Source organism: Paraburkholderia saeva, assembly GCF_907164555.1.
Lineage (GTDB): Bacteria > Pseudomonadota > Gammaproteobacteria > Burkholderiales > Burkholderiaceae > Paraburkholderia > Paraburkholderia saeva.
Genome location: NZ_CAJQZC010000001.1, coordinates 147,835 through 169,353, shown reverse-complemented (window position 1 = coordinate 169,353; position 21,519 = coordinate 147,835). Strand labels below are relative to the sequence as shown.

Genomic DNA, 21,519 nt, shown 5'->3' with positions numbered 1-21,519 from the left:
GCCGGATGAAATACATCACAGCAAAGCGCGCAGGCTTCGTCAGTTGTCATGCGTGTGGTCGCGTCGAACCGTGGCAACGGTCGGCGCTCGACCAGCAGTGCGGGCGTTGCGGCGCGACCCTGCACCGGCGTAACCCCGACAGCCTGATGCGGGTCTGGGCGCTCCTCATCTCGGCCGCGCTGCTCTATATCCCGGCGAACCTGCTGCCCGTGATGCACACGGCATCGCTCGTAGGCGCCGAGGACGACACGATCATGAGCGGTGTGGTCTACTTCTGGACCTCGGGCGACTGGCCGCTTGCCGTCATCGTGTTCATTGCCAGCATCATGGTGCCGATGCTCAAGCTGAGTGTGCTCGTGCTGCTGACCATTACCGCGCAGCGCCGCTCGAAGTGGCGACCGGACCAGCGCACGAAGCTCTACCGGATCGTCGAGCGCATTGGTCGCTGGTCGATGCTCGACGTGTTCGTCGTGACGCTGACCGTCGCGCTCGTCCGGTTCAACTCGCTCGCGGTGATTACCGCCGGCCCGGGTGCGCTCGCGTTCGGCTCCGTCGTGATCCTCACCATGCTCGCCTCAATGCAGTTCGATCCGCGCCTCATCTGGGATTACGTCGATGAGCGCAAAGACAGAAAAACCACAGGGATCAAACCATGAATAGCCCACAAGGACCGACTCCTCCCCAGGATCTGCCGGATCCCGATATCGAGCCGCCGCGCCGCAGCTGGCTGCCGTCGCTCGTCTGGGTGATTCCGCTGATCGCGGCGCTGATCGGCGTCGCGCTCGTCATCAAGTCGGTGTCCGGCAAGGGGCCGACGATCACGATCAGTTTCGTAAGCGCCGAAGGGCTCGAACCGGGCAAGACGAAGGTCAAGTACAAGGACGTCGATGTCGGCTCCGTGAAGACCATCACGCTCGCGAAGAATCATTCGCACGTGAGCGTCGAGGTGCAGCTCACCAAGGAAGCCGAAGACTTCGCAGTGAAGGGCTCGCGCTTCTGGGTCGTGAAGCCGCGCGTGGGCGCGAGCGGCGTGTCCGGATTGAGCACACTGCTGTCCGGCGCGTTTATCGGCGTCGACCCAGGACGCAACGAGGACACGCAGAAAGACTTCGTCGGGCTGGAGACGCCGCCGCCCATTACCGGCGACCAGAAAGGCCATCAATTCACGCTGCGCGGCGATTCGCTCGGCTCGATCGATATCGGTTCTCCCATCTTCTACCGGCGTGTGCAGGTGGGTCAGGTCGTGGGCTTTTCGCTCGACAAGGACGGCACCGGCGTGACGATGCAGGTCTTCGTCAGCGCGCCTTTCGACCAGTATGTCGGCACCAATACGCGCTGGTGGCACGCAAGCGGCGTCGACGTCCGGCTCGATTCGAGCGGCTTCAAGCTGAACACGCAGTCGCTGGCGACGCTGATCGTCGGCGGTCTTGCATTCCAGGGGCCACCAGGGCAGCCGCCCGGCGCACAGGCGCCGAACAACATGACGTTCCGCCTCGGCTCCGATCAGGCGGACGCGATGCGTGATCCGGACGGCGAACCGCTGCGCGTGGTGATGAACTTCAACCAGTCGCTGCGCGGGCTGGCGGTAGGCGCACCGATCGACTTCCGCGGCATCGTGCTCGGCGAGGTGACGGCCATTGGCATCGACTACGATCCGAAGGCGCGCAACTTCAAGATGCCGGTGACGATCAACATCTATCCGGGACGCCTGTCGCGGCGCGCGCGCGGCCCTGTGCCGGAACCGGGCACAGCGGCAAGCCACGAGTTGCTGGAGCGGCTCGTCAAGCACGGTCTGCGCGGTCAGCTGCGTACGGGCAACCTGATCACGAGCCAGTTGTACATCGCACTCGACATCTTCCCGAAGGCCGCGCCCGCGACGATCGATATCAATCAGGATCCGATGGAACTGCCGACGATCCCGAACTCGCTCGACGAACTGCAGGTTCAGGTCGCGGATATCGCGAAGAAGCTGGACGCGGTGCCGTTCGACCAGATCGGCAACAACCTGAACTCCGCGCTGAAGAACGCCGACCAGCTGTTCAGGCGGCTTGACACGGAAGTCGTGCCGGAGGCGCGCGACACGCTGGCCGCCGCGAAGCAGACGTTCGGCTCCGCTGAAGCCACCTTGCAACAGGATTCGCCGCTGCAATCGGACGTGCATCAGGCGCTGCAGGAACTGACGCGCACGCTGCAGTCGCTCAACGCGCTGTCGGACTACCTCGAACGTCACCCGGAATCGCTGCTGCGCGGCAAACAAGGAGATAAACCATGATGTTCGCCCGGCTGTTGCATCCGGCGCGCGCCGTTAGCCGTGCGGCTGTCCGTACGTTTGAACGTGCGGGCGCGCCCTCATTGACGGCAGTGGCCGTAGCCGCCGGTGTGCTGGCGCTGGCGGGCTGTGCGTCGCCGATGAGCCGCTTCTACACGCTCAACGCCAGCGATGCGCCCGCGTCCACGCGTCCTGCCGGCAGTTCGTCGATGCTGATCGAGGTGCCGCCCGTCGACGTGCCGCCGCAGGTCGCGAAGTACCAGCTGGTGGTGCAGTCGGGACCGACGCAGGTTCAGGTGCTCGAACAGGAACGCTGGGCGTCGCTGCCTGGCGACGAGATCCGTCGCGCGCTGTCGTCGAACCTCACCAGCCAGCTTGGCGCTATCGACGTCTACGGCACGCCCTATCCGGACGGCGCGCCGGTTTATCGCGTGAGCGTGAACGTCCAGCGCTTCGAGTCCTGGCCGGGCTCGCATGCGCTGATCGACGCCGTCTGGAGCGTGCGCGCGGTGCGCACGCAGGCCGTACTGACGTGCCGCAGCGTCGTGAGCGAGCCGGTCGCGGGCGGTTACGACGCGCTTGCGGACGGTCATCGTCGCGCGGTGCAGGAAATCTCGACGGAAATCGCCACCGCCGTGCAGGCGCTCGCCAGCGCGCCGCAGACGCGGGCCGCGACGCCCGCAAAGGGCGCGTCGATGGCGACCGGTGCAGGTGCTGGCGCGATCAAGGTGCCGTGTCCGGCGCCAATGTCGCCGGCTGCGCCAGCGGCCTGAGGCGGCTGGCCGGACCTGGTCATTCGGGCTTCCGCGCCGGAAGCGTCCGCCCGCAGGAAGCGCCCGTCAGGCGCGACGCGCCGCCGTCTCGCGCCCACCCGCCGACGGCCAGACGCAGCGGTGCCGGTTGACCGGACCGGCACCGCAGCCCCGGGGGCGCCCGCCGACCGCGTACAATACGGGCTTCCCTCCAGGCCTTTCGGCAACCTCAATGTCCTTCGATTTTTTCGTCCCCTGCCCACGCGGCCTTGAAGCCGCGCTCGCGTCCGAACTCGCCGGGATCGGCGCGCGCCATCTGAACGGCGCCCCGTTCGCGCCCGGCGCACAGGTCCCGGGTGGCGTGCACTTCCGCGGAGGATGGGCTGCCGGCATGGCCGCCAACCTGCATTCGCGTATCGCAAGCCGCGTGCTGCTGAAGATCGCTCATCGCCCGTATCGCAGCGAGCAGGACGTCTACGCGCTCGCACTCGAACAGCGCTGGGAACAGTGGTTCTCGGCGAACGAAACGCTGCGCGTCGACGTGACGGCAATCAAGTCGCCGCTGCGCAGCCTCGAATTCGCGACGCTACGCGTCAAGGACGCGATCTGCGACCGTCTGCGCGAAAAGAGCGGCGCGCGTCCGAGCATCGATACGGCCGAGCCCGACGTGCGCGTGTTCGCGTTTCTCACCGCCACCGACTGCACGCTGTATCTCGACACGTCCGGCGATCCGCTCTTCAAGCGCGGCTGGCGGCTCGACAAGGGCGCCGCTCCGCTGCGCGAAAACCTCGCGGCCGGCATCCTGCGTCTGACGGGCTGGACCGCCGGCACGCCGCTCTATGACCCGATGTGCGGCAGCGGCACGTTCCTCGCCGAAGCGGCGCAGGTCGCGCTCAACATCGCGCCGGGCGTCGAGCGCCGGTTCGGCTTTGAACGCCTGAAGCAATACGACGCCAGCGCATGGCAGGCGCTGAAAGCCGCGGCCGTCGACGCGAAACGCGCCGCGCGTGGCTCGCGCGCCGACCTGCAGATCTTCGGCAGCGACATTTCCGGCGACATGCTCGACAAGGCGCGCGCCAACTTCGAGCGCGCCGGCCTTAACGTGCCGCTCAAGCAGGTCGACGCGCGCGGCATGACGCCGCCGGTTGGCACGCCCGGCATCCTCGTCGCGAATCCGCCGTATGGCGAGCGTATCGAGGTGCGCGGGCGCGGTCCGCGCGGCGAAGTGCGCGAAACCGGCCGTGAAAGTCGCGAAAACCGTGAAGACGAAGGCTTCAAACGCGTCCACACGGATGCGCCGGACAGCGAGTTCTTCAAGTCGTTCGGCGATGCGCTCAAGCAGCGGTTCACCGGCTGGCACGCGTTCGTCCTCACGTCGGACCGCAAGTTGCCCGGCCAGATGCGCCTGCGCGAATCGACCAAGACGCCGCTCTTCAACGGCGCGCTCGAATGCCGTCTGTTCCGCTTCGACCTGATCGCCGGCAGCGTGCGCCAGCGGCCGGCCGCCAGTGCCGCGGACCCGGCCGGTACGGCCGAAGGCCAGAGCTAGACTGCTTCCGCGCGCCTGCCATTCAGGCGCGCGCCAGGACAACGCGGCGGCGGGCACATGCCCCGTTCGCCGCGTTTTTTCGTCCGCAGTTATTCGCGGCCGCTTCAGGCTACTGACAGGACGATGTCAGTAGCCCGGCAGCACACTCCAGTCACGCCATCCGGCATCTCGCACGGAACGGCGAACTACCAAGGAGCGTGTCATGTCAGCAGCTGATTCCCGCGTTATCGCCTGGTTTGAAATTCCGTCGACCGACTTCGATCGCGCGGTGCGTTTCTATGAAACCGTTCTCGGCAACCCGATGCGCCGCGAAGACTTCGGCCAGCCGATCGCCGTGTTCGGCTATGGCGAGCAGGCGACGGGCGGTTGCGTGGTCGGCGGCACGTCGCTGAAGCCGTCCGCGGCCGGCACGATGGTGTACCTCAACGCCACGCCCGACGTGAACACCGTGCTCGCGCGCGTCGAGAAGGCCGGCGGCAAGGTGGAAGGCCCCGCGATCCAGCTGCCGGCCGACATCGGCTACATCGCGTTCATCACCGATACCGAGGGCAACCGCATCGGCCTGCATTCGCAGCACAACGGCTGAGCGAGCGCGGAACCGGGCGGGCCGCACAGCGCGTCCCGCCCGCAGACGAGCGGAGCAGGTCATGCGGCGCTATCATCGCGGGGGCGTTTCCGCCCTGTTACCTCCACGCAGGATCACCCCGATGACGCGTCGCGCCGACCGCCTTTTCCAGATCGCCGAACTGCTGCGTGGCCGCCGGCTCACCACCGCGCAGCAGCTCGCCGAATGGCTGAAGATCTCGCCGCGTACGGTGTATCGCGATGTGCGCGACCTGCAACTCTCCGGCGTGCCGATCGAAGGCGAGCCTGGCATCGGCTACCGGCTTGCCCGCTCGGCCAGCCTGCCGCCACTCACGTTCACCGCCGAGGAACTCGCCGCGCTCGCCGCCGGCGCGCGGATGCTCGAAACGTGGGGCGGCGCGAGTTTCGCGTCGGGCGCACGCGGGGCGCTTGCGAAGATCGCATCGGCGATGCCCGCGGACAAGCGCGCGACGCTCGAACGCGCACCGTTCTTCGCGCCATCGTTTCACGTCAAGGGTGCGTTCTCGGAGAAGGTCGACCAGCTGCATCGCGCCATCGACGACCATCGTGTGGTGAGCTTTGCCTACGTCGACCGCAACGAAGCCGCGACTGAGCGGCGCGTGTGGCCGCTCGGGCTCGTCTACTGGGGCGCGCGCTGGACGATCGGCGCGTGGTGTGAACTGCGTGAAGAGTTTCGCAACTTCGACGTCGAGCGCATGCAGGACGTCACGTTGCATGAAGCGTTTCCGGATATGGAAGGCCGCCGGCTCGCGGATTTCATGCGGCATGTGAAGGCAAAGCCGCGGTGAACCGGTTCGCGTCGCGGTTTCCGCGGTTTCCCTGAACCGCGACGCGAACCGTGACATCACACGGCTTACTCCACCGACTTGACCATATCCTCGATCACCTTCTTTGCATCGCCAAAGACCATCATCGTCTTGTCCATGTAGAAGAGATCGTTGTCGAGCCCGGCGTAACCCGCTGCCATCGAGCGCTTGTTCACGATGACCGTGCGCGCCTTGTAGGCTTCGATGATCGGCATGCCCGCAATCGGCGACTTCGGATCGTTCTTCGCCGCCGGGTTCACGACGTCGTTTGCGCCGAGCACGAGCACCACATCGACCTGGCCGAACTCGCCGTTGATATCGTCCATTTCGTAGACCATGTCGTACGGCACTTCCGCTTCGGCGAGCAGCACGTTCATGTGTCCCGGCATCCGGCCGGCCACCGGGTGAATCGCATACTTCACCACGATGCCCTTCTCGACGAGCTTGTCGGTCAGCTCCTTCAGCGCATGCTGCGCACGCGCCACTGCGAGGCCGTAACCCGGCACGATCACGATGGTTTCCGCGTTGCCCATCATGAACGACGCGTCTTCAGCCGAGCCCGACTTGACCGGGCGCTGTTCCGCCGATCCGCCCGCCGCCGCCGCGCCCGGTTCATTACCGAAGCCGCCCAGCAACACGTTGAAGAACGAGCGGTTCATCGCGCGACACATGATGTACGACAGGATCGCACCTGACGAACCCACCAGCGAACCCGCGATGATCAGCATCGGATTGTTCAGCGAGAAGCCAATACCCGCCGCCGCCCAGCCCGAGTACGAGTTGAGCATCGACACGACCACCGGCATGTCCGCGCCGCCAATCGGGATGATGATCAGCACGCCCAGCGCAAATGCAATCGCCGTCATGATGATGAACGGCAGCCACGACTGCGTGAGGAAGAAGATCACGCCGAAGCCGAGCATCGCAATCGCGAGCAGCAGGTTGATCAGATGCTGGCCCGGATACACAACCGGCGCGCCCTGAAAGAGCCGGAACTTGTATTTGCCCGAGAGCTTGCCGAACGCAATCACCGAACCGGAGAACGTGATTGCACCGACGAACGTGCCGATGAACAGTTCGACGCGATTGCCGTACGGCAGGAAGCCCGCGTACGGCGCATCTTCGACGCCGAGACCGAACGCGGCCGGCTCCGACACCACCGCATACGCGATACACACCGCAGCCAGACCGATCAGCGAGTGCATGGCGGCGACGAGTTCCGGCATCTTCGTCATCTCGACGCGCGCCGCGACGAACGCACCAATTGCACCACCCACGATCAACGCCGCGAACAGCAGCCCAAGACCGAGTGCGAGATTCGAGCCGAGTCCGGCGGCCTGCTTTGTGATCAGCGCGATGGTCGTGAGAATCGCAATGGCCATCCCGACCATGCCGAACAGATTGCCGGTGCGCGCGGTCTTCGGATTCGACAGCCCCTTGAGCGCCTGAATAAAGCACACCGACGCAACGAGATACAACAGCGTGACGACGTTAAGGCTCATTACGCGTTCTCCTTCGCGGTGTTGCCAGGCGCCGCGATTTTCTTCGGCTCTTTCTTGCGGAACATCTCGAGCATTCGTCTGGTGACGAGAAATCCGCCGAACACGTTCACCGCCGCAAGGCCAACGGCAAGCGTGCCGAAGAACTTGCCGGTCGTGCCGAGCGTGAGGCCAGCGGCAAGCATCGCGCCGACGATCACGATCGCGGAGATCGCGTTCGTCACCGCCATCAGCGGCGTGTGCAGCGCGGGCGTGACGTTCCAGACCACGTGGTAGCCGACGTAGATCGCCAGCACGAAGATGATCAGGTTGATCACCGTATGGTTGATGACTTCCATGGCGGACTCCGTTATGCCTTGCGTGTCACGGCGCCATCGCGGGCCAGCAGCGTGGCCGCGACGATATCGTCCGCAAGATCGATGTTCAATGCGCCTTCCTTTGTGATGACCAGCTTCAGGAAGTCGAGCAGATTGCGCGCGTAAAGCGACGACGCGTCGGACGGCACCATCGACGCCAGATTCGTATACCCCACGATCTGCACGCCGAACTTTGTGACGACCTTGTCCGCTTCGGTGAGCGGACAGTTTCCGCCGCGCTGTCCTTCGTACTCCGGACCACGGCCCGCGGCCAGGTCGATGAGCACGGAACCCGGCTTCATCGCCTGCACGGTTTCGACGGAGATGAGTGTCGGTGCGGGACGTCCCGGAATCAGCGCCGTGCTGATGACGATGTCGGCCTGCTTCGCGCGTTCGTGAACGAGCGCGGACTGACGCGTGAGCCACGAAGCGGGCATCGGACGCGCGTAGCCGCCGACGCCCTGCGCGGCGTCGCGCTCTTCGTCGGTTTCGTACGGCACGTCGAGAAACTTCGCACCGAGCGATTCGATCTGCTCTTTCACCGCCGGACGCACATCGGACGCCTCGATGACCGCGCCGAGACGTTTGGCAGTCGCAATCGCCTGCAAGCCCGCCACGCCCGCGCCGAGAATCAGCACGCGCGCCGCCTTCACGGTGCCCGCCGCCGTCATCAGCATCGGCATGAAGCGCGGATACAACGTTGCGCTGAGGAGCACCGCTTTATAGCCCGCAATGTTGGCTTGAGACGACAGTACGTCGAGACTTTGCGCGCGTGTCGTACGCGGCGCCGCTTCGAGCGCAAATGCAGTCACGCCAGCAGTGGCGAGCTTTGATGCGTTTTCTGAATTAAAGGGGTCCAGCATCCCGACGAGCGTTGCGCCGCGTTTGAGCATCGGCAGTTCGCTATCGGTGGGTGACTGGACCTTGAGAACGAGATCGGCGCCGAACGCGGTCTGCGCGTCGACAAGTTCTGCTCCGGCGGCCGCAAAGGCTTCATCAGTAAAGCTTGCGCCGGTACCGGCACCGCTTTGAACCGTGACTCTGTGACCTTGGGAAACGTACTTTTTGACCGTCTCGGGCGTCGCGGCAACGCGGGTTTCGTACGGCCGCGTTTCGGCTGGCACTCCGATGTGCATCGTTGAATCCTCCTCGACTTCCTGTTATTTCGTACAGTTCCGCCGACGGGACACGCCGGCGTTCGTATTGCATCGGCTAACTGCCTTCACTTTAACCGAAACTTTGCGACGGACAGAAATTAGGGACGATCCGGGTATCCAAACAGTTAATCTCCGGCGGGCGGGCCGCAGAATCGCTTCTGTGCACGCTCCCGGCAGCCCCGCGCCATAGACGGTAAAATGCCGTCCCATGAAACCGGAATCCTGGGCCCCACACGTCACGGTCGCAGCGATCGTCGAGCGCGACGGGCGCTTTCTCGTCGTCGAGGAACACACGGAAGACGGGTTGCGGCTGAACCAGCCAGCGGGCCATCTGGAAGCGGGCGAAACGCTCGTCGAGGCGGTGATCCGCGAGACGCTCGAAGAGACCGCGCATCCGTTCGCGCCCGCAGCACTCGTCGGCGTTTATATGACGCATTTCGCGCGACCCGAACGTGAGGGCGTCACCTATCTGCGCTTCACGTATTGCGGCAGCGGTGGCGACCCCGATAGGGCGCGCGCGCTCGATCCCGATATCGTGCGCACGCTGTGGATGAGCGCCGATGAACTGCGCGCGTGCCCCGAACGGCATCGCACGCCGCTCGTCATGCAATGTATCGACGATTACCTCGCAGGCCGGCGCATTCCGCTCGACTTCGTGCACACGCACTCGGTCGGGCCACCCCGGTCAGTTAGCACGTAGCAGTAGCAGGCAGACAATGAGCAAGCAGAAAGTAGTAGTAGGCATGTCGGGCGGCGTCGATTCGTCGGTGACGGCGTGGCTGCTGAAAGAACAGGGATACGACGTCGTCGGTCTTTTCATGAAGAACTGGGAAGACGACGACGACGGCGAGTACTGCTCGACGCGGCAGGACTGGATCGACGTCGTCTCGGTGGCCGACCTGATCGACATCGACGTCGAGGCGGTCAACTTCGCCGCCGAATACAAGGACCGCGTGTTCGCCGAATTCCTGCGCGAATATTCGGCCGGCCGCACGCCGAACCCGGACGTGCTGTGCAACGCCGAGATCAAGTTCAAGGCCTTCCTCGATCACGCGATGTCGCTCGGCGCGCAAACCATCGCGACGGGTCACTACGCGCGCGTGCGCGAACGCGATGGCCGTTTCGAACTGCTGAAGGCGTTCGACCACACGAAAGACCAGTCGTACTTCCTGCATCGCCTGAACCAGGCGCAGCTTTCGAAAACGCTCTTCCCGCTTGGCGAGATTCCGAAAACGAAAGTGCGCGAGATCGCTGAACAGATCGGTCTGCCGAACGCGAAGAAAAAAGATTCGACCGGTATCTGCTTTATCGGCGAGCGGCCGTTTCGCGACTTCCTGAACCGCTATCTGCCGACGAAACCCGGCCCCATGAAGACGACGGATGGCAAGGTCGTCGGCGAACATATTGGCCTTGCGTTCTATACGTATGGCCAGCGCAAGGGCATTGGTCTGGGCGGCAGCAAGGATGGCAGCGGCGAGCCGTGGTTTGCGGCGGGCAAGGACATTCCGTCGAATACGCTGTATGTTGCGCAGGGGCACGACCATCCGTGGCTGCTCAGCCATACGCTGAGCGCGGGGAACACGAGCTGGGTGGCAGGCGAGGCACCCACGGAAGACTTCGCGTGCGCAGCCAAGACGCGCTATCGCCAGGCGGATGCGGCATGTACGTTCAGCACGGCGGATCTCGCCGAAGGCCAGTTCGGCCTGCACTTTGCCGACGCCCAGTGGGCTGTCACACCGGGGCAATCGGCGGTGCTCTACGATGGCGACGTGTGCCTTGGCGGCGGCATTATCGAATACGCCGCGACGGCGCAGCCGGTTACACGTGCGCCGCAGACCGCGGCGTTGCTGGGCGCGCGGCACGCGACGGCGCGCCAGATGCGGTAGCGGCTTCGCGACGGGTAACGGGTGACGGGAGTTCGCCACCCTGTGACATGTGGTACCGGCGGTTTGCTTCAACATAAGTATCAGAAAGAAAGCAGTCGTTCGCTCAACCCGCAGAGAGGGCGCATGCGCGTCGACCCCAGGCGTTGCCGGCGCCACGCCTGCTGCGGCGACATTCACTGCAACGGAGTCCTCATGTTCTCTCGACGTTATGTGGCGATGTGGTGCGCGGTCGTGCTGCTGGCCGCCTGCGCATCGCTCGCCGCGCTGCATCACATCTCGTGGTTCTGGATCGTCGTGCCGCTCGCGCTCGTCGCGCTCGGCATCTTCGATCTGAAGCAGGAGCGTCACGCGATCCTGCGCAATTACCCGTTGTGGGGACACTTCCGTTTCCTGTTCGAATTCATTCGCCCGGAAATCCGCCAGTACTTCGTCGAAGGCGACACTGAAGAGCGTCCGTTCTCGCGCGCCCAGCGCAGCATTGTCTACCAGCGCGCGAAAAACGATGTCGACAGCCGGCCGTATGGCACTGAACTCGATGTGAAAGCGGTCGCGCACGAATGGATCAGCCATTCGCTCGCGCCGACGAAGCTCGATGGCCATGACTTTCGCATCGTCGTCGGACCGGAGCGCGCTCAGCCCTATTCACTGTCGATCTTCAACGTGTCTGCGATGAGCTTCGGCTCGCTGTCGGCGAACGCGATCATGGCGCTCAATCTCGGTGCGAAGAAAGGCAACTTCGCGCACGACACCGGCGAAGGCTCGATGTCGAAATATCACCGCGAGCACGGCGGCGACATCATCTGGGAAATCGCGTCGGGCTACTTCGGCTGCCGTAACGACGACGGCACGTTCAGCGCGGAAAAATTCGCGAAGCAGGCGAACGAGCCGCAAGTGAAGATGATCGAAATCAAGCTGTCGCAAGGCGCGAAGCCGGGACACGGCGGCGTGCTGCCCGCGGCGAAGATCACGCCGGAAATCGCCGAGACGCGCGGCGTGCCGATGGGCCGCGACTGCGTATCGCCCGCCACGCATTCCGAGTTCTCGACGCCGCGTGGCCTGCTCGAATTCGTCGAGCGCCTGCGCACGCTGTCGGGCGGCAAGCCGACGGGCTTCAAGCTGTGCATCGGCCATCCGTGGGAATTTTTCGGCATCGCGAAAGCGATGCTGGAGACAGGCATCGTGCCGGACTTTATCGTCGTCGACGGCGCGGAAGGCGGCACGGGTGCGGCGCCGCTGGAGTTCACCGATCACGTCGGCGTGCCGTTGCAGGAAGGGTTGCTGCTCGTGCATAACACGCTCACCGGCATTGGACTGCGCGACAAGGTTCGCGTGGGCGCGAGCGGCAAGATGATCACCGCGTTCGATATCGCGAAGACACTTGCGATCGGCGCCGACTGGGTCAACGCCGCACGCGGCTTCATGTTCGCGGTGGGCTGCATCCAGGCGCAGACGTGTCACACCGGCCGCTGCCCGACCGGCGTCGCGACACAGGACCCGGTTCGGCAACGCGCGCTCGTCGTGCCGGACAAGTCAGACCGCGTGTTCAACTTCCATCACAACACGCTGCATGCGTTGCAGGAACTCATCCAGGCTGCCGGCCTCGACCATCCGGCCGATCTGCGCGCCCATCACATCGTACGGCGCGTGTCGTCGCATGAAGTGCGGCTGATGTCGGAGCTGCTCAAATATCTGGAACCGAACGATCTCGTCAACGGCAACTATCGCTACTCGCTGTACGAACAGTGGTGGCCGATCGCGCGAAGCGATTCGTTTTCGCCGAAGCGCGTGCCACCGGTCAAGCAACCTGCGACAGCCCCGCAGACTGCATAAAACGAAAGCAGAAAAAAAGCGCGCGTTCCGAAACCGGAATGCGCGCTTTTTTATGCCGCACAGCCAGCGTGTGGCTGCGCGAAATCCGCTAAAGATCAGACCACCGCAGGCCGCCACTTCAGAAGACGCTGCTCGACGGCTGTCAGCAGATAGTCGGCCGCGAGCGCGACGACTGCCAGCACGATCATCGCCGCGAACACACCGCTTGCGTTGAACGCGCCCTGCGCGGTCGAGATCAAAAGGCCGATGCCCTGCTTGGAGCCGAGGAATTCTCCGACCACCGCACCGACCAGCGCGAAGCCGAAGCTCACGTGCAGGCTGGCGAGAATCCAGCTGAGCGCCGAAGGAATCACCACCGACGTCGTCACCTGACGGCGCGACGCACCCAGAATCTGTGCGTTCGCGATCATGTAGCGATCGGCTTCACGCACACCCTGGAACGCGTTGGCGAACACGACGAAAAACACCATCACCACCGCGAGCGCCACCTTCGAACCCATACCGAGGCCGAGCGCGATGACGAATACCGAACCTAGCACCACGCGCGGAATCGAGTTGGCGATCTTGATGTAGAGGCTGAACACGTCCGACAGCAGCTTGTTGCGGCCGAGCACGATGCCGCAGAACACACCCGCCACCGAGCCGATGATGAAGCCAAGGCCGGTTTCCTCCAACGTGACCCAGACCTGCGTGAGGAGCGGACCTTGCGACGTGCCGTTCACGAACCAGTCGACGATCTGGTCATAGATGGCCGTCGGCATCGAGAAGAAGAACGGGTCGATCCACTTCAGGCGCGCTGACAGTTCCCAGCCGCCGAGCACGACGACCAGCACGAGGATGCGCAGCGAAATCACGAGCGCCTGACGCTGGCGGATGCGCTTTTGCGCGACGCGCTCGACCTGCGCGAGCGAAGCCGCGTCGAGGCCTGAGGGCATCATCTGTTGAGGCGTTGTAGACATGTCTCTCGTTCCTTGATTAACCGATCTGCACTTCTTCGCGCAGGTCATGCCAGATATCGCGCGAGATCTCGATGAAGCGCGGGTCGTAGCGAATCTCCGACGTGACGCGCGGACGCGGCAGGTCGATCTCATACACTTTTTTCAACGTGGCCGGACGCGCGGTCAGCACGAACACGCGGTCGGCGAGCGCAATGGCTTCTTCGAGATCGTGCGTGACGAACACGACCGAACCCGTACCCGACCACAGCTGCAGCAGTTCGTCCTGCATCAACGTGCGGGTCTGCATGTCGAGCGCGGAGAACGGCTCGTCCATCAGCAGGATTTCCGGCTTGTTGATGAAGGTCTGCGCAAGCGCAACGCGCTTTCTCATCCCGCCCGACAGCTGATGCGGATAGTGCTTGCCGAATTTCTCGAGGCCGACGCGGCGCAGCCATTCGTTCGCTTCGTCATGCGCGGCCGATTTCGAACGGCCGCGATACAGCGGGCCGGCCGCCACGTTGTCGAGCACCGAGCGCCACGGGAACACGGCGTCCGCCTGGAAAACAAAGCCGATGCGCGGATCGATGCCGTCGACGGGCGCGCCCATCACGCGCACTTCACCCGTCGTCGGCTTCAGAAGACCGGTGATCATGCTGAGCGTGGTCGACTTGCCGCAGCCCGTCGGCCCGACGATGGCGACGAACTCGCCACGCGCCACCGACATGCTGAAATCGCGCAGCGCGACCGTCGCCTTGCCGTCCGGCGAAATGAAACGGCACGACACGTTGCGCAGCTCGATGGCCGGCGTGCCGCGTGACAATGGTTGATTCATCAGCTGGTGCCTCGTGTTTACCTGGCTATTGCATGACTGTTGCGGGAGGGACTGACGCGTCGCCGCCGGGCATGCCGGCTCGCGCCTGTCCGTCCTGTGTGCGGATTACTTCGAAGCCGTCTTGACCGCTGCCGACGAAACGAAATCGTTCGTGTACGTCTTCGCGAGATCGATATGCTTGCCCTTCACCGAAGGGTTGAACGCCGACAGCACCTTCAGCACCGTATCCGGACCGTCGGCCGGCATCTTGCCGTCCTTCGTGAACATCGGCAGCGACGCCTTCAGCGCGCCCACATACAGGTCCTTGTTATTGCCGTAGTAGTCCTTCGGCATCTTCGCGGCGATTTCCTCCGCGCTATGCGTCGCGATGAAGTTCAGCGTCTTCGCGAACGCACGCGACAGCTTCGTCGCTTCGTCCTTGTGCGACTCGGCCCACGCGCGCTGCACGTAGAAGCTCGATGCCGGGTACGTGCCGCCCAACGCGGCCTTCGTGCCTTCGAGCGTGCGCATGTCGACCAGCACCTTCGCGTCGCCGGTCTTCAGCAGTTGCGAGACAGTCGGCTCCGTCGTCATGCCCGCGTCGATACGGCTTTGCCTGATCGCCGCGATGAAGCTGTTGTCGGCGCCCACCGGCAGCAGCGTGTATTGCGTCGACGGCACGCCGGCGCGCTGTGCGAGGTATTGCGTGAGGAAGCTGGTCGACGAGCCGAGGCCCGTCACGCCGAGCGTCTTGCCCTTCACGTCAGCCATGCTCTTCAACGTATCGGCAGCCTTCGTCGACACCATTTCGACTTCGCCCGGCACCTGGCCGAAAATCACGAGCGCCTGAACTTCCTTGCCCTTGCTCTGCAGGTCGATCGTGTGATCGTAAAAGCCGACCACGCCCTGCACCGCGCCCGCGAGCAGTTCGTTTTCCGCGTCGACGCCGGCCGGTTGCGACAGCACTTCAACGTCGAGGCCTTCGTCCTTGAAGTAGCCGAGCTGCTCGGTCAGCTTTGCCGGCAGATAGATGATCTTGGTGGCGCCGCCAACCATGATCGTAAGTTTCTCGGCGTGAGCCGACGCCGTAACGGCAGCGAGAGCAAACGCAACACCGGACACGGCGGCAATCTGGCGCAAGGTACGCATGAAGCAGTCTCCTGAGGTCGGGTCGCCGCTCTGTCGCGCGGCGTTTTCTGGATGAATGTGGCGGATTATAAAAAGGGGAATCCTTCTGCAAGCTTTCGGGGTCGACAGCAAATCATGAGTGTTAACCCGACAACGCGCGGACTGCCGAAGCAAATCCTGAAGGAAGCGCGCAAGGCCCGTGTTTTACGGCACAATCGACGGCCTGATTTCCGCTGTACCTGCCATGAAGCTGCTGCTCATCGAAGACAATCCGACACTCGCGCACTGGCTCGCCAGGATGCTCGAACAGGAGTCGTTCGCGCTCGACGCCGTTCAGGACGGCGACGCGGCCGACCAGCTCCTGCGCACGAATCACTACGATGTCGTGCTGCTCGACCTGAATCTGCCGAAGCTGTCGGGCAAGAACGTGCTGCGCCGTCTGCGCCAGCGCGGCGACGCGACGCCCGTGCTGATCCTGACCGCGAGCGGCTCAATCGACGAGAAAGTGGAACTGCTCGGCGCCGGTGCCGACGACTACCTCGTCAAGCCGTTCGAAGTGCGCGAGCTGGTCGCGCGCATCAAGGTGCTGATCCGCCGGCAGACGCCATCGAAAGCGACAGAAGTGGTGTGCGGCGACCTCACGTTCGACATCGACACGCGCCAGTTCATGCTGCGGGGCGCGCCGCTCAACGTGACGCCGCGCGAACGCGCGGTGCTCGAAACGCTGATCCTGCGCCTCGGCAAGACGGTGTCGAAGCCGGCACTCGTCGACGCGATCTTCACGCTCTCCGACGAGCCAAGCGAGGATGCGGTCGAGATCTATATCTCGCGGCTGCGCAAGAAGCTCGACGGCAGCTCGGCGGCCATCGTCACGCTGCGCGGGCTCGGCTACCTGCTGCGCAAGAAAGAAGATGACCAATAGCCTGCGCATGCGCCTCTTGTGGTGGCTGCTCGTGCCGCTCGCGCTGTACGTGTTCGTCACCGGCAAGTCTGAGTTCGACAACGCGCGGCACACGGCCGATCTCGTGCAGGATAACCAGCTGGTTTCGTCGGCGCGGATGATCGCGGGCGAAGTGGAATGGGTGGATGGCTTTCTGCGCGTCGACGTGCCGCCGGCCGCGCTCGAAGTGTTCGTCTCGCCGTATCGCGACCAGGTGTTCTACAGCGTGACCGTCGAAGACGGCCAGCTGCTCGCCGGCACACCGGATTTTCCGGGCAGCCCGACGGCTGCGTCGGAAAGGCCGACGTTCTACGACGCCGGCCGTGACGGCGACGCGGTGCGCGCGGTTGCCTTCGTGCGGCAAATGTACGACAACGGCGCGACACGACGCGTGCTCGTATCGGTCGGCAAGACCGTGCGTTCGCGCGACGCGATGGCGCAGCAACTGTGGCAGCCGCAACTCGTGCGGCAGATCGAGATGATCGTGCTGGCGGTGGCGCTCGTGTGCATCGGCCTCACGTTCGAGTTACGACCGCTGATGAAAGTGAAGGAAGACGTCGCCGACCGCGATCCGATGCAGCTCGCGCCGATCCGCGTCGAGCGGCTGCATACGGAACTGCGGCCGATCGTCGACGCGATCAATCAATGCATCGCACGCCTTGGCGTGCAGGTGGCCGCGCAGCGTCGCTTCATCGCGGATGCCGCGCATCAGTTACGCACCCCGCTCACGCTGCTCGGAACCCAGTTGCAGTTCGCACGCCAGCACGGCGGCATCGAGCCCGGGCTCGCCGAAGCGCTCGCGGCGATGCACCGGAGCAACAGGTCGATGGTCGGCCTCACGAACAAGCTGCTGCTGCTCGCACAGGCCGAATCGGCCGACTACGCGCGGCTCGCCAGCGAACCTGCCGATCTGGCCGCGATTGCGAAAGAAGTCGCCGAAGATCTGGCGCTCCTCGCGCAGACGCGGGAAATCGATCTGGGCGCGGAACTCGATGGACCGGCGCCGGTGACCGGCCATCCGGGATTGCTGTCGGCACTGGTCGCGAACCTCGCTGAAAACGCGATCCGCTATACGCAGGCAGGCGGCCATGTGACGGTGGCCGTCCGCACCGGCGGCACGAAGGTCACGCTGGTTGTCACCGACGACGGCCCTGGCATTGCGCCCGAAGCGCGCAGCCGGGTGTTCGAGCCGTTCTATCGCGCCTCCGCCGATACCGAAGGCACCGGCCTTGGCCTTGCGATTGTCCGCGAGATCGTACAGGCGCACCGCGGCGAGATCACACTCGGGCCGGGCGCGGGCGGGCGCGGCGTGACCGCGACCGTGACGCTGGCGGCAGCGCGAAACCCGCTGCCTCCAGCGGCATAAACCGGAATGACCGGCATGCCGCGCGCGAACTCAGTCTGACGGCACGGTATCGATGAACGACTGGCGCAGCGACAGCTTCTGGAAGTGGCGGTCGAGATCGGGATACAGCTCGCGCCAGTTCAGGGCGGGCATGCGGAAATCCAGATAGCCGAGCGCGCAGCCCACCGCGATATCCGCGAGCGTGTAGTGATTGCCGGTGCACCACGTCTTGCTGCCGAGACCACGCGCCAGTGCCGCGAGACCGTCGTCGATCTTGTGCTGCTGCCGCGCAAGCCAGGCTTCGCTGCGATGCGCTTCCGTGCGCTGCGTGCTTTCGACGCGGATCAGCACGGCGGCTTCCAGCATGCCGTCCGCCAGCGCTTCCCAGCACCGCACCTCGATGCGCTCGCGGCCCGGCTGCGGAATCAGCTTGCCAACCGGCGAGAGTGTGTCGACGTACTCGCAGATCACGCGCGAATCGAACACCGCTTCGCCGTCGTCCATCACGAGGCACGGCACCTTGCCGAGCGGGTTGAAGGTGTGGATCGTGGTGTCCGGCGCCCAGACGTTCTCGAGCACCAGTTGATAGTCGATCTTCTTTTCGGCGAGCACGATCCGCGCCTTGCGGACAAACGGACTGGCGAACGAACCAATGAGTTTCATGACACTGCCCTGTTTGGAATCCGGCGGAAGTATAACGTTGCTTTGCATCGATCCCGACGCCACCCGGCGTCTTGTGATGCGTGCCGCACGGCGCTGTGGACGGATTGCAACATTGCGCCATCGGCGCGCCGGGGTCGAGCTGGCCGGATGGCTAACGTAGCGCCCGCGTGCCGGCCTGTGCGGGCATTGGGCGCTACAATCGCACGATGAACCCGCTGACCGAACCCCAGATTGCCGTCGACGTTTACCGCAAGCGCCGCGAGCGCGTGCTCGCCACGCTGCGCGCGAACGGTGGCGGCGTCGCTATCGTCCCCACTGCGCCGGAAACGCTGCGCAACCGTGACGCCGACTATCCGTACCGGCACGACAGCTATTTCTATTACCTGACAGGCTTCACGGAGCCGGAGGCGCTGCTCGTGCTGGACGCGAGCGCCGCGCCGGACGCGCCCGCGTCGATCCTCTTCTGTCGCGCGAAGAACGTCGAGCGCGAAACATGGGAGGGCTTTCGCTTCGGGCCCGAGGGCGCGCGTGAGGCGTTCGGTTTCGATGCGGCGTTCGCCTTCGACGAGGTCGATGCACAACTGCCGCGGCTGATCGCGAACAGGCCGGCACTGCATTACGCGCTCGGCGCTTCGGCAGCGCTGGACGGCCAGGTGCGCGGCTGGCTCGAAGCCGTTCGCGCCCAGGGCCGCAGCGGCGTGAGCGCGCCTGCGGCGATTCACGACTTGCTGCCCGTACTCGACGACATGCGTCTCTTCAAGGATGCACATGAGCTCGCGATCATGCGTCGCGCTGGCCAGATTTCCGCCGAAGCACACCGCCGGGCGATGGCTGCGTGCCGGCCCGGCGTGCGCGAGTACGAACTCGAAGCGGAGCTCCTCTACACGTTTCGCCGGCACGGCGCGCAGGCGCCGGCTTATGGCTCGATCGTTGCAGCCGGCCCGAACGCGTGCGTGCTGCACTACCCCGCCGGCAACGCGATCGCGCAGGAAGACGACCTGATCCTGATCGATGCCGCGTGCGAACTCGACGGCTATGCATCCGACATCACGCGCACGTTTCCCGCGAACGGGAAATTCACGCCCGCGCAGCGCGAGCTGTATGACATCGTGCTCGCCGCACAGGAGGCCGCGATCGAAGCCACGCGCCCGGGCGCAACGTTCGACGCGCCGCATCAGGCCGCCTTGCGCGTGCTTTCGCAAGGCCTGCTGGACACGGGCATCCTTGACCGCGGGCTGTACGCGGGCGTCGACGAAGTCATCGCCGAGCGCGCCTATGCGCCGTTCTACATGCACCGCACCGGTCACTGGCTCGGCATGGACGTGCACGATTGCGGCGACTACCGGGAACGCGGGGCGCCGCCAGACGAAACCGGCGCACTGCCGTGGCGCACCCTGAAGCCCTCAATGACGCTGACGATCGAACCGGGGCTCTACATCCGCGCATCGGACGAAGTGCCCGAGCGTTACTGGAACATCGGAATCCGCATCGAAGACGACGCGGTCGTCACTGAAACCGGCTGCGAGCTGTTGACGCGCGGGGTGCCGGTCAAGCCCGATGAAATCGAAGCGCTGATGCAGGCCGCGCGGGTCAGCGCGGCATAGGACCGACATGCAAGGAAGCGGCACGAAATGAATGAAGTAGCGCAACCATCGGCGCAACCGGCAGCGGAATCGCGGTTCGATTTCGACGTCACGATTGTCGGCGCTGGGCCGGTCGGTCTCGCGCTGGCCGGCTGGCTCGCGCGGCGCAGCGCAACGCGCGCGCTTTCCGTTGCGCTGATCGACGCACGCGACCCGGACGATGCCGTGTCCGATCCGCGCGCAATCGCGGTGTCGCAAGGCAGCCGGATGATCCTCGAGCCGCTGCGCTGGCCCGGCGACGCCACGACGATCCAGCGGATTCACGTGTCGCAGCGCGGCCACTTTGGCCGTACGGTCATCGATCACGCCGAGCACGGTCTGCCCGCACTCGGCTATGTACTGCGCTATGGCTCGATCGTGCACGCGCTCGCTGAAGCAGTGCGTGAAACGCCGGTGCACTGGCTGCGCTCCACGTCGGCGCTGCCATCCACGCAGGAACACGATGGCGTCACGTTGCCACTGGAAAGCGCCCACGTGAAACGCACCGTGCGCACGCGGATCCTTGTCAACGCGGAAGGCGGCCTCTATCACGAGCAGAAGAGCGGTAGCGGCGCCACACGTGACTACGGGCAAACGGCGCTGGTCGGCACGGTGACGGTGTCAGCGCCACAGCCGCACGTCGCGTGGGAACGCTTTACGCCGGGTGGCCCGATCGCGCTGCTGCCGATGGGTGGCGTGCGCGGCGCGGATTACGCGCTCGTCTGGTGCTGCTCGCCGGATGAAGCCGCCCGCCTCGCCCAACTCGACGACGCCGCGTTCCTGCACGCGCTCTGTGCAGCCTTCGGCGATCGGATGGGCGCGTTCACGCATATCAAGGGGCGCGCGTCATTCCCGCTCGGCCTGAATGCCGTCGATACGCTCGTGAAGGGCCGCGTCGTCGCGATCGGCAACGCCGCGCAGACGCTGCATCCGGTGGCGGGGCAAGGCCTGAATCTGGGCTTGCGCGACGCGCACGCGCTTGTCGACGCGCTCGCACAGCACGGCGCCACCCCGCTTGCGCTGGCGGCCTTCGCGGCACGCCGCGCGCTCGACCGGCGTCTGACGATCGGCGCCACCGACACGCTCGCGCGACTCTTCACCGTCGACTTCCCGCCGCTCGCCACGCTGCGCGGGCTCGCGCTGACCGCACTCGAATTCCTGCCGCCGGTCAAGACCGCCCTTGCACGGCAAATGATGTTCGGTCAGCGCCGCTGAGCGCCGGCGCGGTCCTCGCGCCCGTGGGCCGAAGCCGTGCGCCGGTCTATCGCCAAGGCGCTTTCATAGAAGATTTAATGGGTTACGTCTCGGGTAAGTCGTCTGTCAGGAACCGTTAACGGTAAAATAGACGTTTTCCTACGTACT

General features: G+C 64.8%; 20 protein-coding genes. 13 read left to right on the top strand and 7 right to left on the bottom strand.

Annotation, left to right across the window (positions count from 1 at the left end):
- The first annotated feature begins 5 nt into the window (after positions 1-5).
- The 6 genes from LPA36_RS00810 (at position 6) to LPA36_RS00785 (ending at position 5,964) form a co-directional block, all read left to right on the top strand.
- Positions 6-656: a paraquat-inducible protein A gene (locus LPA36_RS00810; protein ID WP_228874231.1), complete on the top strand. Its 651-nt coding sequence runs from the start codon at positions 6-8 to the stop codon at positions 654-656.
- The gene (locus tag LPA36_RS00805) at positions 653-2,272 is read left to right on the top strand and encodes a PqiB family protein (RefSeq protein WP_228874230.1); all 1,620 of its coding nucleotides are present in this window, start codon (positions 653-655) and stop codon (positions 2,270-2,272) included. Before LPA36_RS00810 ends, LPA36_RS00805 begins: the two co-directional genes overlap by 4 nt.
- Entirely contained in the window at positions 2,269-3,042 is a 774-nt protein-coding gene (locus LPA36_RS00800; protein ID WP_228874229.1) for a PqiC family protein, read from the top strand. The genes LPA36_RS00805 and LPA36_RS00800 overlap by 4 nt, the downstream gene beginning before the upstream one ends.
- Positions 3,043-3,253: 211 nt before the next feature.
- Entirely contained in the window at positions 3,254-4,570 is a 1,317-nt protein-coding gene (locus LPA36_RS00795; protein WP_228874228.1) for a THUMP domain-containing class I SAM-dependent RNA methyltransferase, read from the top strand.
- Positions 4,571-4,772: 202 nt separating this feature from the next.
- Positions 4,773-5,156, top strand: a complete 384-nt coding sequence (locus LPA36_RS00790) for a VOC family protein (protein WP_228874227.1) — start codon at positions 4,773-4,775, stop codon at positions 5,154-5,156.
- 61 nt (positions 5,157-5,217) lie between these two features.
- Positions 5,218-5,964, top strand: coding sequence for a helix-turn-helix transcriptional regulator (locus LPA36_RS00785; protein WP_228874226.1), 747 nt, complete (start codon positions 5,218-5,220; stop codon positions 5,962-5,964).
- Positions 5,965-6,029: 65 nt separating this feature from the next.
- Here LPA36_RS00785 and LPA36_RS00780 read toward each other — a convergent pair whose 3' ends face one another.
- The 3 genes from LPA36_RS00780 to LPA36_RS00770 are packed head-to-tail and all read right to left on the bottom strand — an operon-like array spanning position 6,030 to position 8,973.
- A complete protein-coding gene (locus LPA36_RS00780) occupies positions 6,030-7,484 on the bottom strand; it encodes an NAD(P)(+) transhydrogenase (Re/Si-specific) subunit beta (protein ID WP_228874225.1) in 1,455 nt (484 codons plus the stop codon).
- Positions 7,484-7,819 carry an NAD(P) transhydrogenase subunit alpha gene (locus LPA36_RS00775; protein ID WP_228874224.1) on the bottom strand — a complete coding sequence of 112 codons (336 nt, stop codon included), beginning with the start codon at positions 7,817-7,819 and terminating at the stop codon, positions 7,484-7,486. Before LPA36_RS00775 ends, LPA36_RS00780 begins: the two co-directional genes overlap by 1 nt.
- Positions 7,820-7,830: 11 nt before the next feature.
- The gene (locus LPA36_RS00770; protein ID WP_228874223.1) at positions 7,831-8,973 is read right to left on the bottom strand and encodes a Re/Si-specific NAD(P)(+) transhydrogenase subunit alpha; all 1,143 of its coding nucleotides are present in this window, start codon (positions 8,971-8,973) and stop codon (positions 7,831-7,833) included.
- Positions 8,974-9,202: 229 nt separating this feature from the next.
- Here LPA36_RS00770 and LPA36_RS00765 point away from each other — a divergent pair, with 229 nt between their 5' ends.
- The 3 genes from LPA36_RS00765 to LPA36_RS00755 all read left to right on the top strand — a co-directional run bounded on the left by LPA36_RS00765 (position 9,203) and on the right by LPA36_RS00755 (position 12,710).
- Positions 9,203-9,694: an NUDIX hydrolase gene (locus LPA36_RS00765; protein ID WP_228874222.1), complete on the top strand. Its 492-nt coding sequence runs from the start codon at positions 9,203-9,205 to the stop codon at positions 9,692-9,694.
- Between the two features lie 16 nt (positions 9,695-9,710).
- Positions 9,711-10,880 carry a tRNA 2-thiouridine(34) synthase MnmA gene (gene mnmA, locus LPA36_RS00760; protein WP_228874221.1) on the top strand — a complete coding sequence of 390 codons (1,170 nt, stop codon included), beginning with the start codon at positions 9,711-9,713 and terminating at the stop codon, positions 10,878-10,880.
- A gap of 192 nt (positions 10,881-11,072) precedes the next feature.
- Positions 11,073-12,710 (top strand): FMN-binding glutamate synthase family protein, encoded by a 1,638-nt coding sequence (locus tag LPA36_RS00755; RefSeq protein WP_228874220.1) that lies wholly within the window; start codon positions 11,073-11,075, stop codon positions 12,708-12,710.
- 95 nt (positions 12,711-12,805) lie between these two features.
- Here LPA36_RS00755 and LPA36_RS00750 read toward each other — a convergent pair whose 3' ends face one another.
- The 3 genes from LPA36_RS00750 to LPA36_RS00740 all read right to left on the bottom strand — a co-directional run bounded on the left by LPA36_RS00750 (position 12,806) and on the right by LPA36_RS00740 (position 15,608).
- Entirely contained in the window at positions 12,806-13,669 is an 864-nt protein-coding gene (locus tag LPA36_RS00750) for an ABC transporter permease (protein ID WP_228874219.1), read from the bottom strand.
- A gap of 16 nt (positions 13,670-13,685) precedes the next feature.
- The gene (locus LPA36_RS00745; protein ID WP_228874218.1) at positions 13,686-14,480 is read right to left on the bottom strand and encodes an ABC transporter ATP-binding protein; all 795 of its coding nucleotides are present in this window, start codon (positions 14,478-14,480) and stop codon (positions 13,686-13,688) included.
- 105 nt (positions 14,481-14,585) lie between these two features.
- The gene (locus LPA36_RS00740) at positions 14,586-15,608 is read right to left on the bottom strand and encodes an ABC transporter substrate-binding protein (protein WP_228874217.1); all 1,023 of its coding nucleotides are present in this window, start codon (positions 15,606-15,608) and stop codon (positions 14,586-14,588) included.
- A gap of 223 nt (positions 15,609-15,831) precedes the next feature.
- Between LPA36_RS00740 and LPA36_RS00735 the strand changes: the two genes are divergently transcribed.
- Together LPA36_RS00735 and LPA36_RS00730 are read left to right on the top strand one after the other, a co-directional pair.
- Positions 15,832-16,509, top strand: coding sequence for a response regulator (locus tag LPA36_RS00735; RefSeq protein ID WP_228874862.1), 678 nt, complete (start codon positions 15,832-15,834; stop codon positions 16,507-16,509).
- The gene (locus tag LPA36_RS00730; RefSeq protein ID WP_228874216.1) at positions 16,499-17,893 is read left to right on the top strand and encodes a sensor histidine kinase; all 1,395 of its coding nucleotides are present in this window, start codon (positions 16,499-16,501) and stop codon (positions 17,891-17,893) included. Before LPA36_RS00735 ends, LPA36_RS00730 begins: the two co-directional genes overlap by 11 nt.
- Before the next feature lie 30 nt (positions 17,894-17,923).
- Here LPA36_RS00730 and LPA36_RS00725 read toward each other — a convergent pair whose 3' ends face one another.
- A complete protein-coding gene (locus tag LPA36_RS00725) occupies positions 17,924-18,535 on the bottom strand; it encodes a glutathione S-transferase C-terminal domain-containing protein (RefSeq protein WP_228874215.1) in 612 nt (203 codons plus the stop codon).
- Positions 18,536-18,741: 206 nt separating this feature from the next.
- Here LPA36_RS00725 and pepP point away from each other — a divergent pair, with 206 nt between their 5' ends.
- Both pepP and LPA36_RS00715 read left to right on the top strand, forming a co-directional pair.
- The gene (gene pepP, locus LPA36_RS00720; RefSeq protein WP_228874214.1) at positions 18,742-20,139 is read left to right on the top strand and encodes a Xaa-Pro aminopeptidase; all 1,398 of its coding nucleotides are present in this window, start codon (positions 18,742-18,744) and stop codon (positions 20,137-20,139) included.
- A 27-nt stretch (positions 20,140-20,166) separates the two neighbouring features.
- Positions 20,167-21,372 (top strand): UbiH/UbiF/VisC/COQ6 family ubiquinone biosynthesis hydroxylase, encoded by a 1,206-nt coding sequence (locus LPA36_RS00715; RefSeq protein ID WP_228874213.1) that lies wholly within the window; start codon positions 20,167-20,169, stop codon positions 21,370-21,372.
- Positions 21,373-21,519: the final 147 nt, after the last annotated feature.